At 41.9% G+C, this 15,239-nt stretch carries 15 protein-coding genes and 1 other RNA gene; 5 read left to right on the top strand and 11 right to left on the bottom strand.

Annotation, left to right across the window (positions count from 1 at the left end; all coding sequences use genetic code 11):
- Positions 1–103: 103 nt before the first annotated feature.
- Together PBOR_RS01000 and PBOR_RS00995 are read left to right on the top strand one after the other, a co-directional pair.
- Positions 104–1,114: an AraC family transcriptional regulator gene (locus PBOR_RS01000; RefSeq protein ID WP_042210040.1), complete on the top strand. Its 1,011-nt coding sequence runs from the start codon at positions 104–106 to the stop codon at positions 1,112–1,114.
- Between the two features lie 136 nt (positions 1,115–1,250).
- Positions 1,251–2,045 carry an SDR family NAD(P)-dependent oxidoreductase gene (locus tag PBOR_RS00995; RefSeq protein ID WP_042210039.1) on the top strand — a complete coding sequence of 265 codons (795 nt, stop codon included), beginning with the start codon at positions 1,251–1,253 and terminating at the stop codon, positions 2,043–2,045.
- A gap of 106 nt (positions 2,046–2,151) precedes the next feature.
- On the opposite strand, the gene PBOR_RS00990 is transcribed toward PBOR_RS00995, so the two are convergent.
- Positions 2,152–2,541, bottom strand: coding sequence for a DUF948 domain-containing protein (locus PBOR_RS00990; RefSeq protein ID WP_052429276.1), 390 nt, complete (start codon positions 2,539–2,541; stop codon positions 2,152–2,154).
- Between the two features lie 142 nt (positions 2,542–2,683).
- Between PBOR_RS00990 and PBOR_RS00985 the strand changes: the two genes are divergently transcribed.
- Entirely contained in the window at positions 2,684–3,079 is a 396-nt protein-coding gene (locus PBOR_RS00985) for a VOC family protein (RefSeq protein ID WP_042210038.1), read from the top strand.
- Between the two features lie 112 nt (positions 3,080–3,191).
- Here the strand turns inward: PBOR_RS00985 and PBOR_RS00980 are convergent, their stop codons facing one another.
- The 3 genes from PBOR_RS00980 to PBOR_RS00970 all read right to left on the bottom strand — a co-directional run bounded on the left by PBOR_RS00980 (position 3,192) and on the right by PBOR_RS00970 (position 5,272).
- Complete coding sequence (locus PBOR_RS00980; protein WP_042210037.1) at positions 3,192–4,109, bottom strand: VOC family protein; 918 nt, start codon at positions 4,107–4,109, stop codon at positions 3,192–3,194.
- Positions 4,110–4,112: 3 nt separating this feature from the next.
- On the bottom strand, positions 4,113–4,541 hold the full coding sequence (locus PBOR_RS00975; protein ID WP_042210036.1) for a VOC family protein: 429 nt from the start codon (positions 4,539–4,541) through the stop codon (positions 4,113–4,115).
- Between the two features lie 167 nt (positions 4,542–4,708).
- On the bottom strand, positions 4,709–5,272 hold the full coding sequence (locus PBOR_RS00970; protein ID WP_042210035.1) for an RBBP9/YdeN family alpha/beta hydrolase: 564 nt from the start codon (positions 5,270–5,272) through the stop codon (positions 4,709–4,711).
- A gap of 135 nt (positions 5,273–5,407) precedes the next feature.
- Here PBOR_RS00970 and PBOR_RS00965 point away from each other — a divergent pair, with 135 nt between their 5' ends.
- Positions 5,408–6,133 carry a hypothetical protein gene (locus tag PBOR_RS00965; RefSeq protein ID WP_081971863.1) on the top strand — a complete coding sequence of 242 codons (726 nt, stop codon included), beginning with the start codon at positions 5,408–5,410 and terminating at the stop codon, positions 6,131–6,133.
- A gap of 146 nt (positions 6,134–6,279) precedes the next feature.
- On the opposite strand, the gene PBOR_RS37605 is transcribed toward PBOR_RS00965, so the two are convergent.
- Both PBOR_RS37605 and PBOR_RS35150 read right to left on the bottom strand, forming a co-directional pair.
- A complete protein-coding gene (locus tag PBOR_RS37605) occupies positions 6,280–6,444 on the bottom strand; it encodes a hypothetical protein (protein WP_245647994.1) in 165 nt (54 codons plus the stop codon).
- A 109-nt stretch (positions 6,445–6,553) separates the two neighbouring features.
- Entirely contained in the window at positions 6,554–7,099 is a 546-nt protein-coding gene (locus tag PBOR_RS35150) for a DUF6155 family protein (RefSeq protein WP_052429275.1), read from the bottom strand.
- Between the two features lie 91 nt (positions 7,100–7,190).
- Between PBOR_RS35150 and PBOR_RS00950 the strand changes: the two genes are divergently transcribed.
- Entirely contained in the window at positions 7,191–9,623 is a 2,433-nt protein-coding gene (locus PBOR_RS00950; protein ID WP_042210033.1) for a TOTE conflict system archaeo-eukaryotic primase domain-containing protein, read from the top strand.
- A 281-nt stretch (positions 9,624–9,904) separates the two neighbouring features.
- Here PBOR_RS00950 and ssrA read toward each other — a convergent pair.
- The 5 genes from ssrA to PBOR_RS00930 form a co-directional block, all read right to left on the bottom strand.
- Positions 9,905–10,217: a transfer-messenger RNA gene (gene ssrA, locus PBOR_RS35980) on the bottom strand.
- 18 nt (positions 10,218–10,235) lie between these two features.
- Positions 10,236–11,459, bottom strand: a complete 1,224-nt coding sequence (locus PBOR_RS00945; RefSeq protein WP_042210032.1) for a hypothetical protein — start codon at positions 11,457–11,459, stop codon at positions 10,236–10,238.
- A gap of 199 nt (positions 11,460–11,658) precedes the next feature.
- Positions 11,659–12,837, bottom strand: coding sequence for a HEPN/Toprim-associated domain-containing protein (locus PBOR_RS00940; protein WP_042210031.1), 1,179 nt, complete (start codon positions 12,835–12,837; stop codon positions 11,659–11,661).
- 137 nt (positions 12,838–12,974) lie between these two features.
- On the bottom strand, positions 12,975–13,286 hold the full coding sequence (locus PBOR_RS00935) for a hypothetical protein (RefSeq protein WP_042210030.1): 312 nt from the start codon (positions 13,284–13,286) through the stop codon (positions 12,975–12,977).
- Between the two features lie 4 nt (positions 13,287–13,290).
- The gene (locus tag PBOR_RS00930) at positions 13,291–15,159 is read right to left on the bottom strand and encodes a DEAD/DEAH box helicase family protein (RefSeq protein ID WP_052429274.1); all 1,869 of its coding nucleotides are present in this window, start codon (positions 15,157–15,159) and stop codon (positions 13,291–13,293) included.
- Between the last annotated feature and the right edge of the window lie 80 nt (positions 15,160–15,239).

Raw genomic sequence — 15,239 nt, 5'->3', positions numbered from 1 at the left:
TTAATAGAGAAGCGGACCGTCAGAGTAGACTTCATAACATACCGGGTAGTATGCTTTGTGTACATACGTTCGCATACGGTTATGGCCGCAAAGGAGACTCTACATGAATTTAAACACCGCAAAAAGCATTAAATTCCCTTCCGGCTTTTGGTCTGGAATTCAGCTCTTAGGGATTGCTCCAAGCGATGTTGTCCGTCAGGCCCGGCTGCCGCTTACTGTAATCACTGAGCCTAAGGTCACCGCCGCAGAGTATTTTGCGTTGTGGCAGGCTTTTTCGGATCTGACAGGTGATATTGCCCAGGCGGTCGTTGGGCTTGTACACGCATTTGAAACGACTCTATATCCTCCTGATGTCTTAGCTACCTACCACGCCCGCAACTATAGAGATGCTCTTTACCGCATGGCCAGGTATAAACAAATGTGCCCTCCCGAACGGCTGCTTATATTAGAAAAGGATGAGGAATGCACCATCGAGCTGGAATGGCAGCATACGAAGGAATCCGGTCCAGAGGTATTGGTCGGAATCACACTGGCGTATCTTCTGGAACTTGGGCGCCGGGGAACGGGCCAGGCTTTGAAGGCATGCAAGGTCGAGTTTATCCATCCTATGGGTGATGTGCAGGCGCTGGAGGCTTATTTCGGTTGTCCTGTTCACACGGGTTCCGTCAGGAACCGGCTCACGCTGCGGAGCCGGGATTTGGATATCCCTTTTGTAACGTATAATGAAGAGCTCCTGGATATTCTGACACCTGCCCTAGACCGGACACTGAGTGAACAGCACAGCACCGCTTCCATCGCCGGAACAGTGAAATGGATCATCAAGCGAAGCCTTATGGGCGGACACCTGGACATCCATGCTGTCGCCAAGGAGCTTCATATGAGCGGGCGAACGCTGCAGCGGCGGTTAAGTGAAGAAGACACGAGCTTCAAACATCTGTTAACGGAGGCCAGGCATGAACAGGCAAGAGAGTATTTAGCCAACCCGACTCTGGACATTAAAGAAGTGGCTTGCCTGGTAGGATACGGGGACCTGAATTCATTCTATCGTGCCTTCCGCATATGGGAAGGAGATACAGCTTCACATTGGCGTTCGGAGAACATAGACAAAGTATAAAGAATTGGCGCGTGCTGCAAGAATATTGGCGTAGTGAGCTAGATACTGACCAGCCTGGACAAGGTATTATGGTCCCTATCGGGAACGCAGGATTACTCCCGCGGTTCCACATCACTTCATATAGGGGAAATGTAGCATGGATATGGGATTACACAATAGAACAGCTTTAGTTACAGGTTCAACGAAGGGGATCGGAAAAGCTATTGCGATTGAACTGGCCAAGGAAGGCGTACATGTGCTGATTAACGGAAGAAATCACGAAGAAGTGGAGCTTACGGTGAACGAACTTCGTTCCAGTTTCCCGTCCACCTCTCCTCAGAATGCCGCTGCCGATATTACGGATATTAAACAGCGGGAGGCTTTGTTTGAACATTATCCTCAGGTGGACATTCTGGTTAACAATACGGGCATATATGAAATTATGAGTTACGATGAAGTAACCGATGAAATATGGGATAAATACTTCCGCACGAATGTACTTGCAGCTAATGCATTATGTAAATTTTATTTGCCTAGAATGCTGGACAGCAATTATGGTCGTATGATTTTTATTGCAAGCGAAGAAGCTGTAATGCCTTCTGGTCAGATGCCGCAATATTGCATGACCAAATCGATGCTGCTCTCACTCTCGAAGAGCTTATCCAAATTAACCATCGGAACTGAAGTAACCGTCAATACAATCATGCCCGGACCCACACTTTCTGAGAATGTGCATCAGATTATTGAGGGAATCTATGCTGATGCTGATATAACATTCGCTGACAAAGAGAAACGATTCATGGCCGCAAACCTGCCCCAGTCTGAGCTTCAGCGGTTTATCCGACCGGCCGAAATCGGAAGACTGGCAGCTTTTATATGCAGCCCTTATGCTTCAGCATTTAAAGGTTCTCCCATCCGCATGGACGGTGGAATGGTGCCGACGATTTATTAATGGCAAAAAGACTTTCGCCAACCAAATAATGCAGGCCTCTGGGCACGCACGCAAACAAAAAAGACACCCATTGAGGTGTCTTTCACTGATATCACATTTCACCGGCTTATTGAAATTTTGTATTGACGCGAATGGGAATGCTTTGTTGCTTGACTGGAGGTTTTTCGGGTTCTGGAGTTAAATTGTGGCCAATTTCGGAAGCATTTTTCTTAAATGTCTCTGTCACGGTCTGAATTACTTCCCCCACATTGTGCGCCGATTCAAAAATCGGATCTATCGTTTTGATTTTACCTTTCACATCCCTGGTCACTTGATTTGCCGTATGAATGAGTTGTGTAGCCTCTCCAGTTAAGCCATGAATGGCATTTCTCACATCCACCAGTGTCTTATTGGTCTCTGAGAGTGTAGTCATACCTTTGCGCAGCGTAAGAATCAAGAACCCGGCCAGACAGATAAAGGCAACTGCAGCCAAAGCAATACTAAGTTGAATAACCATGCAACACCTCCTGTAGTTCCACTCTATGTCCAACTTGTAGACAACATTCCTCCAAGAATTCCTGATTAAATTTTATATATTAAACCATAATGGAAAGTATAATACAGTTATGATACCTGAAGTCACAACCTGGGAGGAAATTATGGGACGGTTAGTTCATTTCGAAATTCATGCAGATGATATGGAGCGTGCTAAGAAGTTTTATGGTGAGGTCTTCGGATGGAAATTCGAGGATTGGAGCGAATATGCCGGAATGCCCTATTTCGGGGCAGTTACGGGGGATGCCAGTCAGCCCGGAATCGATGGGGCCTTAATTAAACGCCAAGGCGCTGCTCCAGAGCCCGGACAAGCTGTGAATGGATATGCGTGTACCCTTGGAGTGGAGAGTTATGATTCTACTGAAGCTCTGATTTTGCAATTTGGGGGCAAGCTCGCAATGCCGAAGTACGCTCTACCGGGAATGGCCTGGCAAGGATATTACCATGATACAGAAGGTAATCTATTTGGGATTCATCAGCCTGATGTGAATGCGAAGTAAGAGCATGCCCGTTTACACAAAAAAGCGACGAGGGACAAAAACCTCATCGCTTTTTGTATTTTTAGAACCAAGTCCTGTAGCTAATCCTTTGCACCAGATAGGGGTTATGCTCTCATTCGCCCTTAAATGCCTTATGCAATTCCGCAAGCTCAAATTTCTTCATCTTAAGAAACGCCTCCGTAACACGTGCAAGCTGCTCCGGTGTGCCCTTCTCCATCATCTCGTCCATCTCAGCTGGAACAATCTGCCATGATACACCATACTTATCTTTCAGCCAGCCGCATTGCTCGGCTTCAGGAACCGCAGAAAGCTGCTCCCAATAGGAATCAATCTCCTCTTGCGAGTCACATTTCACCATGAAGGATATGGCTTCGTTGAAGCTAAATTTATGATCATGCGCACTATCCATTGCGGTGAACCACAGATTCTCCAGCATGAAGTCAGCGAACATAATCGTTCCTTCCTGGTCAGGCCCAGGGCCTTTAGGGTAGCGGGCAATTGTGCCCTGCCGTGAATTCTTAAAGACGGATAAGTAGAAATCCATCGCCTCTTCCGCCTTGCCGCAGTTATTACCGATGAACATAAATGACGGTATAATAGCAGGCCGCTCTTCACCTTCCGGATTCGTAAGAATCAGCTGCCATGACACGCCGTACTTATCCTGAATCCAGCCAAACCGCTCACTGAACGGATATTTATCGAGCGGCATCAAAGCCATACCGCCTTCGGATAACTTGTCCCACACCTCATCCATTCGCTTAGCTGCGTCCTTGTCGCGTGACGGATCAAAATTAACGAAGAAGGACACGGACGGATTCAATTTGAAATACGGCCCTGCACTGATCGCCATAAACTTCTGTCCCCAAATTTCAAAAGAAACCTGATCGCAGTCGCCAGACGGTGTATCGTGAAGTGTGGTAACACTCGTAACTCTGGAATCCGGGAAAACAGAGGCATAGAAATGGGCAGCTTCTACCGCCTCTTTGTCATACCATATATGCGGAACGATTCTCTGGTTTATGTTAGTCACAAGTCATTCCTCCCCGGCAACATTCACTTGAAAAGTAACGCCGAACTTGTCCTTCACAATCCCGTATAAAGGACTCCAATCCGTCTTCTGAAGCGGCATAACCACTTGACCGCCGTCTTCCAGTGCAGCAAAAATCTCCCGTGCATCTGCCTCTTCTGTAGGATGAATGGCAATCTGAACCGTATCCCCGTCCGCCTGATGCGACGTACCCGGAAAAGTATCGGAGAACATGAGATCTGCATTGCCGACCTTCAAATGCGCATGCATCACAAGCGTTTTCATCTCATCGGTCAGCGGATGCGCCGGATCTTCCGGCAGGTCTCCGAACGTCGTGATCCCGACTACGCTCCCGCGCAGTGCTTTTTCATAGAAATAAAGGGCTTCTCTTGTGTTTCCGTTAAAAACAAAATACGGGTTCAACCTGATTGACATCATTCTTCATCCCCTTTGGAGTAAGCTTAACAGTCAGCCTTATTATACACCAAATTTAAACAAAATAAACGAAATTTCACGAACGTATGATCTTATTTTTGTACTGCTGAAAAAATGAAAAAAAGCACCCATGGGGTACTTCTTCTCAAACTCGTTCATCCACTTTTTCATAGCGAAATATGCTGGTTCAAACATACATCTAGAATCCAAGGCCAAGGACCGTAACCCGTGTCTACATTGATATGCCCCATTTTAGGCAATATCACGCAAGGAACCCCTAAATCTAAGTAATGAGAGGCCTCTTCTACTGGACAATACGGATCTGTCGAAGATAAAACAAACAGCGTCTTGTCCGCCACCGTTGCAATCCCAGCCAAGTTTTCAGGTACAGGGAAGAACATCATCACAGGCTCATATTTCAACAATGGCGATGGCGGTGCCACCAGAATAGCTCTCTGAATCTTTCGATTCGGCTGTGAAGCCGCATAGTGGAACCACATGATGCACGCTAAGCTGTGAGCCACAACAATGACTTCTTCATCCTGCGGAATTTCTTCAAATACGGATGATAAATGATCCAGCCAAGCCCCCTTGTCCGGTTGATCCTTGTCTGGAAACTCAGGAAAATAAACTTTTTCACCTTGCTTCTCCAGCTCTTGCTGTAACCATCTCTGCCAGTGATCCGGTCCACTTCCGCCGACTCCATACAAAACGAGAAAACTTCTGCTCATATTAACCATACCTCCATGATATATACCCAAGCGCCGCACGCTCTCTTCTGCGAGTATCCGGTAACACATATGGGCTAATGCACATAGACTGGAGTTAAATATAACTCAGATTCTGTTGCATTGGAGATGTGAAAAGTGAGTAATATGAAAACTAAGGATAAGGTTCAGCGAATAGCCATGAAAAACCTTTCTCCCGTAAGCATTGTAAGAGATCTTCCTCCCGTCCGTGGTAATTTCAAGGTCTCCTCCTCAAATCCAAAGCCCGCCAACAATAAAAAGGTCACATCCTCTGCTATCAATGCCTGTGTGGATCGCGCTTTTCGAATTCCTGTATTTTTGAGTACAACCAACACAGTAAATGATCTGCAAGGACAATTTTTGGACCGTCTTATTGCAGAGATTGAAGAGGCATTGCTCTTCCCCCGCACCTTACCCGTAAGCGAACAATACCCGGAGAACATCCTGACGAATATACGGCGCTTGGTTTTTTCAAGCTATGGTCTGTTCGCGATCAACTTCCGCAGATTTTTTGTTGAAATTCTTGAATCCAATGTGGGGCAGCAGCCAACCACCACTCCGTTCTGGGAAGGTTCGACTTTTTCTCAAATCGAGCCCGCCATGGCTTTTCAATTCGGAATACCCATATTATTAGTTAGAGAGAGCGGAACTGACGTCAGTAACGGAATTTGGGCCGGAGGAATCACGCCTCTTAACATATTTGTTGATTGGGATTCCGACAACCAGTCGGTAGACGATTTCTTTAACAGTGTGCAGTGGAGGGAAGTTTTTGCAAATTGGGCTGCAGAGGTCCGGGGTAACTATTTGCTTCGAACAGAACCCTTGTTCAACAATCAGCATTAATTGATCGTTGAACAACCACAGCATAAGGGCTGTGGTTGTTTTAGTATGGAAGCGACCCGGGAGACTGATCCAGGCTCATTTGAAAACTGATTGTGCTTTTCCCGGCTCCATTAGTGCCAGCAAAAACCGTCATTACAGACTCCCAATCAGTCATGACTAACAAGCTCAGTGCGATTTCCGGCTACATCGTAAGTAATCTCGAATTTTTGCCCAGTGGCATCTTCACGTATCCGTTTGCCGTCCTTTATATAATAAATGGAGGCTCCAGCCTTTTTGGCCTCTGCGACTGCATGCTGATTGGCATTTTTCAATAACCGTTGCAATTCTTCTCTTTGGGGCAGCATTAGGATAGCAATTCACTCGATATTTGGATTTATTTTATAACACAATCCTTATGGTTAAATAATTCGTCCGTATACGCTACTCAAGGTCTTCTTCTTTATCCATATGTCCTAAATAATCGCTATACAACTCCATCATCCCATCTGCAAAACCCCAGCCAATACCCTGACTGCTCTGCGTCAATTCGTTGCATCGATCAACAAACTCTTCTTCCAATTGATAGTCCACAATATACTTTAAAGCTTGTTCATATATGCTTGAAATAGTACGATAGAATTTTTCATCTATGTCTCCAAATGAAACTGTAAAGTCGACTCCACATTCCACTGTAAAAATCATTAGCTCTGCAACTTGCTCCTTATTTGTTGAAACATTACTAAAGTCCTTTATTGCTTGCTTCACGATCGGGTATCGCAGAATTTCTCTTTTGTGGTGGCTGAACTCCTTCTCAATAATTTTCTTGTACTTGTCTAAGACTTCCTCACTATCAGGAAATAGTATTGAATAATAGTGCTCCTGAATGATCGGATACATCTTGGCCATATTCAAGATTTCAGCCTCAAGCTCTTCCCTCGTTAGATTGTTCAAATGCTTTTTAATGGTTGAGTTACTTAATTTCAACATTATTATGATCTCCTTAACCCGTTTATAATTCCCAATATTATTACTCAGCAACTTACAAGGTATAATATAAATAAAACGCGAGGACCAATCAATGGACAATATCGAGGACAAATATAATGCGGCTCTGGCGCATATTGAGGAACTCAAGTTGGAAGTCGCCCGGTTGAGAAGTCTACTAGATGAAAATACAACAAGTACTAATGAACAAAAAACCACTTATTCCACCGCACTGGTAAAAGAAAGCAAAGAGACCACTGTTGGAGAAACTAATGTTCACCAGTACTCGACCGTAGAGGACAAGCTCGCCCTGTATAAAAGCTATTTTCGCGGCAGAGACGATGTTTATCCGATTCGCTGGAGCAATAAACAAGGCAAGTCTGGATACTCGCCCGCTTGCGCCAATGAATGGACTTCCGTTTGCGAGAAACCCCGGATAAAGTGTTCGGTTTGCAAACACCAGAGCTTCATGCCCCTTACAAACGAAGTGCTCTCAGCCCATTTAGATGCAAGGCAAGACCGGACGATTGGTATCTATCCCATGCTGCCGGACGAGACCTGCTGGTTTTTGGCCATGGATTTTGACAAACATGATTGGAAGCAGGATGTTACCGCCGTGATGGAGCTATGTAAAAGCCATGAAATCCCCGCACTCTTAGAGCGCTCGCGTTCCGGCAATGGGGGGCATATCTGGATTTTCTTCAGTCAAAATATCGAGGCGACTACAGCCAGAAAATTTGGAATGACCCTGCTGAGCCTAACCATGAACAACAGATATCAGATCGGCATGGAATCCTATGACCGCCTGTTTCCCAACCAGGATACACTGCCCAAAGGCGGATTCGGCAACCTCATTGCCCTCCCCCTTCAAGGGGGGCCGCGTAAACAAGGAAACAGTGTCTTTGTTGATGAGCACTTTGAGCCCTATGCCGACCAATGGGGTATATTATCCGAACTTGGTAAGATGGGGGAAGACCAGGTGAAGCACTTTATATACACGCACGGGGAGCGTGGACTTTTTAGCAATGACAGAATTATTACGGGATCAGACCACGAAACAGATGGATTATCCTTGTTACAAGAGAATCCGACTCAGATAGAAGAGGTACTAATGGAACCTTTGCCTGCTGAGATACAGATTCTGCAATCGGATCGCCTTTATATCCTCAAGTCTGGACTTCCCTCATGTGCAATTCATGCTCTGATCAAAATAGCTTCCTTCTCCAACCCTGATTTTTATAAAGCCCAAGCGATGCGGCTCTCCACCTATGGTAAACCCCGGGTCATCTCATGCGCCGAGGATCTGGAGAATTACGTAGTACTGCCAAGGGGATGTTTGCCGGACTTGTTATCTTTTTTCGAGCAAAATCAAGTCAAAGTATCGGTTGAGGATCGACGTACGTCAGGAAGCCCGATAGACGCTGAGTTCATCGGCACACTAACTACGCTACAGGACACAGCAGCCAGAGCCATTCTAAGCCGGGACATAGGGGTTCTCTCAGCGGCAACCGCATTCGGCAAAACTGTCGTAGCAGCCAGCATTATCGCTTCAAGAAAGACAAATACCCTTATTCTGGTTCACCGACGGGAGCTTATGGAACAATGGCAGGAGCGTTTGCAAACCTTTCTCGAAGTCCCAAAGCAGGCAATCGGCTTGATCGGCGGTGGCAAAAATAAACGAACCGGCATCATCGACATTGCTGTCATTCAGAGCCTCAACTATAAAGGGAATGTTAAGCCCTTCGTAAGTGAATACGGCCAGGTCATTGTGGATGAGTGCCACCACGTATCAGCTTACAGCTTCGAACAAGTTCTGCGGGAAGTCAAAGCAAAATATGTATTTGGCTTAACTGCTACCCCTAAACGTCAGGACGGACAGGAAGCCATTGTACGGTTCCAGCTTGGACCTGTGTTATTGAAGGTGGATGCCAAAATCCTAAGCAGCTCCAGAGGATTTTCATTAAGGGTGGTCCCCCGTTATACTCACTTTCAGATTAAGTCTGGGGAACAAACATCGGGAATTCAGGACATCTATCAGCAGCTTGTAGACAACGAGGAGCGTAACACGCTTATTTTTGACGATTTGCTAACCTGCCTGGATGAAGGCCGCTCTCCACTGCTGCTGGTTGAACGGACTGCTCATGCTGAATATTTTGCAGAGAGATTACATGCCTTTGCCAAAAACGTAATTGTGCTGAGAGGCGGAATGGGGAAAAAGCAAAGAGAAGCTCTACGCGCCCAAATTGCTTCTATTCCAGACGATCAGGAGCGTGTAGTTATCGCTACGGGTAAGCTAATCGGTGAAGGCTTCGATGATGCCCGACTGGACACCTTGTTCCTGGTCCATCCCATCTCCTGGACCGGCACCTTACAGCAATATGCAGGCCGCCTGCACCGGAGTCATGCGAATAAAGAAGAAGTGAAAATATATGATTACATCGATCTTCAGGTTCCAATGTTAATGGCGATGTTCAAGAAAAGAGTGAAGGGTTATCGGAAGATGGGGTATAGGGGAGCGGAGTTGTAGAAAAGTGCTTCAAAATAGAGTGGGCATGCTTAACTGGTTATTTATATCCCAACAAAGAATGTCAGTTTAAGCTCCTGTCAATAGGAAAAATTAATAACCGAATTACAAAATATCTACAAAAGATCCAACTGGCGCATCCGCTCATAGGATGCGCCTGAGTTTTTTATTTTCTCAAAGCATTGATCCCCTGCTCCGTTAACCCAGTAGCCTTCTATTATCTGTATAAAACAATCCTTATAACGAAAAAAGACACCCCTAAAGGTGTCTTCTACTTGTACTCCATATGGAGCCGAGGGGAGTCGAACCCCTGTCCGAAGATAACGGCACATAAGCTTCTACGAGTGTAGTTACAGTTTTGATGTCACCCTAGAAGCCCCCCGTAACCGGGTCCCCTTCGGGTCAGCCTGATTATCTTCTTCAGCTCACCCCAGGCGGAGATGAGACAGCGTATTCCACTATTTGTTAGCCCCTAGCCCTGTCACATGGACGATGCAGAGTAGAAGCACGCACACAGTTTCTTAGGCTGCGAAAGCGTAGTTGTTTTGTTGTTTGCCGTTTAATAGGCTTTAGCGTTGATGAAGCGGACGCGTCCCCATAATTAAGAACTTTGGGTTACAAAGAATTATACCGTTCAGCAATTGCTCTACAACAAGTAGTATTAAATAATTCAGCATGCTCTTCAATTGAATAGTTCTGGTACTTCTCATACGATACATATTCACCAAAATACCCCAATATTTCACTAAATAATAATTCGTAATCAAAAAAGTAAGAGGTATACATAGCGTTCTTTCTTATTTTAAAAACATCATTTATGACTTTATAAAGATTAAACTGCTTCTCATTAAGTTTGAACCACTCAGTGTTTAGCAATTTCTTCGTCTTAAAATCGTAAGAATTAAGAACATTCTTATTATGGATAGGTGGTTCCTTTAAATCTTCAGATAAGGCCTTTACCATCCTGCCTATGAAATTACTTAATATATCACTTATACGTACTCCCCAACATTCTGTTGACTCACAGCTCGTTACACTCCCATATTTTTTATTCTCGGATGCCGTTTTCAGTATACTTACTTCTTTGTCGATAAACAAATCCATTTGCTTATAAACCAGCAAATTCTCTGTATTATATGAATTAAAGTTGTCAAAAATGTACTCATAGTCAAATAAATATTTTGTGGAAGTATTTAATTCCCCTTTAACTTCATTAAGCATGACAATTAAATTATTATAGGCATCTCTTTCAAGTCTTTTTTTTGTTGAATTATTGCTTAGTTTTATTATTAATTTTAAATTTCTTATAAAAGAATCGACTAGCTTTTTGTTATTAAAAGATCCCTTTTCATCAAAAAGACGAATTAATATATCATTAAACCTATAATTGTTTAATGCTTTTGTCACAGAATATAAAAACTCCTTTTTATTGAACATCCCTCTTGAAAAATTTGCTTCACTAAATATAGTTTCGATTACTTGTGCCGTTTTACTTAAAATATTCATTTGTACATATACTTCTTCCGAGAACATTGAAAAATATTCTTTATAAAAACAAACCGCATCTTTATTAAATGACGCTAATCCATATTTAAAATTCTTTTTTCCTATAGTTATACCTTTTAACTCATGTTCTTGATTTAATCCAAACATTCTTTTTTGTGTTTCTTCGAATAACGAATATTTTTTTTCTAGCTTGTGGCATATGTTGATATCTCCACCAATGAAAACAGCAACATAAGAATCACATGCATCATCTTTATGTATATTTACTTTTCCGTTTTTATACGTAATCTTTCTATCATGAAATGATTCATCAAAGTAGAAATTCATACCCATAATCCAAATAAACCTCCGTTTACTCACCCGATTGAAATCTCTAGCTTTCAGCATCCATAAAATCTTCGTATTAGGCTGACAAGCCAAGTATAGTAATTCATCAGTTACTATATTAGCTTATTAACGCCGCATCCTTTCTCTCATTGATATGAAGTCACTAAACCATCAGATGAAGCGAACACTCTCCACAAATACTTTACTAATCAAAAGCTCTAAAAATAGTCTGCATAATTAATTCCATACCATCCCAATCATGATCAATCTTTATTTCATCCGTAATACTTAATTGATCTAAGAAGGAGAAATATGTTTTTAATATAATTTCTTTATTTAATATCTCCCCTTGATATTTCTTCAAGGCTTTGCTATAACCCTTCCATTGAACAGGCATGTACTTAGTAGGATACTCTTGCCCCGTATTAGTAAGTATGTCGCGGCCTAGATACAGTTCAATACTACCGGCAAGTCCGTTAATATTCATAAAGGCTATTCCATGAGGCCCTATTGTCGGATATTCTTCTACGTACTTTAGATATGGATATGTCAGCACCTTAATATTTGAAGGTACCTTGATCTTATTTAACGTTATGATTGCCTCTTGAGCAGCAGTATCGTTATCAAATAAAGCAATTACTCTCGTTCTTAATCCTGATCCAATGAAAGCTTTTACGTAACCTGCAAGTGAAGATGCACTCCCTTGGGCGTTAGAATGTTCAAAATCCATAAAGGAGTAATAATCAATAACATCGGGATAAAGAACCCCCAAGCTCCTTTTAATTATTGCGATGTCCGATGAACCCTCAGTGATGATAATAGTCTTTTCGTTCGCGGCATAATTGTCCGCAAGACTTCGTAAAGATAGTTCACAAATTTTATCTTCTTCTGAACAGTAACCACCATCGACCAAGTCGCTATAATCTAAATAAAACTCATCCGTATCTTCAAATAGTTCTATTATAGCCCTAAAAATATATCTAATATCTGAACACTCAAAACCATATAATGAATCACCATTTTCTTGTTCATATAGCATATTATAAAGCACAGGCTTATCATTACTTTCAATGTTTTTAATTAGTTCAAAACTATATTGGCCCGATTTTATTATCCATTTCATTTCAGTCATCCAATTATCAAATGTATAACCTTCGATAAGAACCTGTTCCCATTCCCCATCAATTCCAATTTGTTCAATCGAATAATGCTCGTTATTATTAAGCAAAAATTCTTTTTTCGTTGATTCTAAATTAAACCCCATAATGTCTAATCTTAACTTAATTATTTCTACACGATTTGAATATTTAGCTACATTTCGCATCTCATTATCTTCATCCAGATAATTGTATTGTTGCTTATCAGACTCCCTAAATGTTGTCATTAACTTGGCATCAACAAAATTTTACATGAAATTAGCTCAAAATCTGCAACTTTTAATGACGCATAACTACCCATGTAATTTCACTCCAATGACAATAAAAAGACCGTTAACATATAACGGCCTTTTTAGTGAATTATTTATGAAACTAATTGTTTCTTTTTTGAGATGCTCCCAAGAATATCTGAAGCTTCTTTAAATTTATCAAAGATTATATTTTCTTTTCCATTCATTATTAACATCTGTTTTATCAACTGTCCTTGCTCATTGTAAGTAAAAACATCCGTCACTTTTAGAGCATATGCCATAACGGAATGAATCGTTAAGATAGTCAGCTTATCACTAGTCGCAATTGTAAATTCATTATCACTTTCAACAGCTTTCTCAATTAACTCAATAGCACTAGGCCCACTGTACATCAATAATTTCGCTACTTTTTCAATATTATCCATTCGTTTATTCCTCCAAATTTAAAATTTTCACTCGAATGGCATCAATAATTTGCGGCAACAGTATTCTAGCTTGTTCAAAATCATACGATTCCCATTCATCAATTCCACGCTTAACTTTATTCTTTAATGATTGATTAATATACTTCATCGCATAAGCAATGTTAGTATCAGCAGACTTTAAGAACTGACTAGTCGTATTACTTGGTAGTTCTCTTCCCTTTGGATCAGCCTTCGTTTCAGCAAAGAGGGTTTCAACCTGATTAATAACATCTTCTTTATGAATTTTATGCAACTCTTCACGAATCAGTTCTTCACGTAATTTATTTCTCTTTTCAGTGATTTCGCCATCTACCCTGCGTTTTTGCGATGTTTTATACTCGTCTATTTCAACCTCGGTATGTCCTTGTTCCCTCATTATATTTGCAACGTTTTCAATTTTCAATTCTTCTTTCCGAATGTTATCTTGGATTTGCTCTCGATACAAGCTAGCTACACCATCACTCAGAAACTCCCTGGTAGTAGTTACTACATTACCTTCTGTATTTACATCACCAACAGCTCGGTTTTGTTTATAGTCGCGATGGTACTCGAACTCTATCACTTTTTTTCTCTCAGACTTAATTCTCTGACCAGTATAAAATGCCCAAAGTTGATCAAGTCCCAACTCGGTATGATACACAACATGTGCAACATTATCTATTGTATCGTTGCCTACAGGAATTTTCCTTAACGCTCTTCCTATGAATTGAGCATAGGGAGCTAACGTCCTGAATGGTCTGAATATAGCTGCTACACTGATGTTGGGATGATCAAAACCTTCACCCAACATATTGACGTTAACAACTACATCTATCTGTCCCTTCTTATATTCAATAATGACATCTTCAGCAGCCTCTGGATCGTCACTTGAAACAACAGCAGCAGTTAAACCATACTCTGCATACAAATCCCTTACATCTTTTGCATGATCTATATCGCATGCAACCGCAATAATCTGATGATGAGCTTTACCCTGACTTCTCTTTTCAGTTAGTCTTTTAATACTCATCTCTACTATTGTCCTATTACATGCAGGTGAATAAGCAACTGAGCGTGTGACCCATTTCTCATCCATAGCTTCCAACGCTGCTGCTTTATCTACAGGCTGGCCATCGACTAGAAATTCTAGTTTTTCTGTTGTGTAATCTTCAGCTACGATATTTTTGACAAGCTTCTCTTTAATGGCATCAGCGAGCTCATATTCATAGATTAATTCACCATCGATTTCTTTATAATCGCCTCTGATGGGTGTAGCTGTTAACTTAACTACCTTTTTGGCATTAAAATGGTTAAGGGTATTTAGCCAAGAGTCCGCAGCTGAATGATGTGCTTCGTCAATGATAATCATATCAAAATAATTGGGGTCAAGAATGTTTACCAATGCCTTTTTAGACTTCGCATTATATACCTTATGAATATTAGCTATGATGATATCAGCCTTATCCAAGTAACCCATGACTCTTTTCTTATCAGGAGCCGTTTGGAATCCCGCATAACGGTAAACCTGAGGCAATTTGGTATCATCTAAGATGACATTTCTTTTTGTCCAAAAATTCAAAGGTGTTCTTGTATCAAATTCATCTGAGACACCTTCACGAATTACCACCCCAGGGGTGATGATTAAAACCTTACCGTCGCTTATCTCATAGGGAATCAATCCCATAGTACCTGTCTTTCCTGTGCCTGTGGGAAGTACAACAATCTTATGAGTGTCTGGATCTCGTAAAAGGCTTTCTTTCAAACGCCTATGTGCAGCCCTTTGTGGATCACGTAAAGCAATATTCCCTTCAATAAATGCATTTACCGATTTAAAATAAGACTCTTCTTTGCTCAATGCATGATCCCCCAATAATATAATATTAGACATAAGGCCAATAAAATAATGTTTGATTTATACAGCACACATACAACTGG

Origin of the sequence: Paenibacillus borealis (genome assembly GCF_000758665.1) — a bacterium.
Taxonomy (GTDB): Bacteria; Bacillota; Bacilli; order Paenibacillales; family Paenibacillaceae; genus Paenibacillus_AQ; species Paenibacillus_AQ borealis.
The sequence above is the reverse complement of the archived record's forward strand: the minus strand, read 5'-3'. Positions and strand labels throughout refer to the sequence as shown.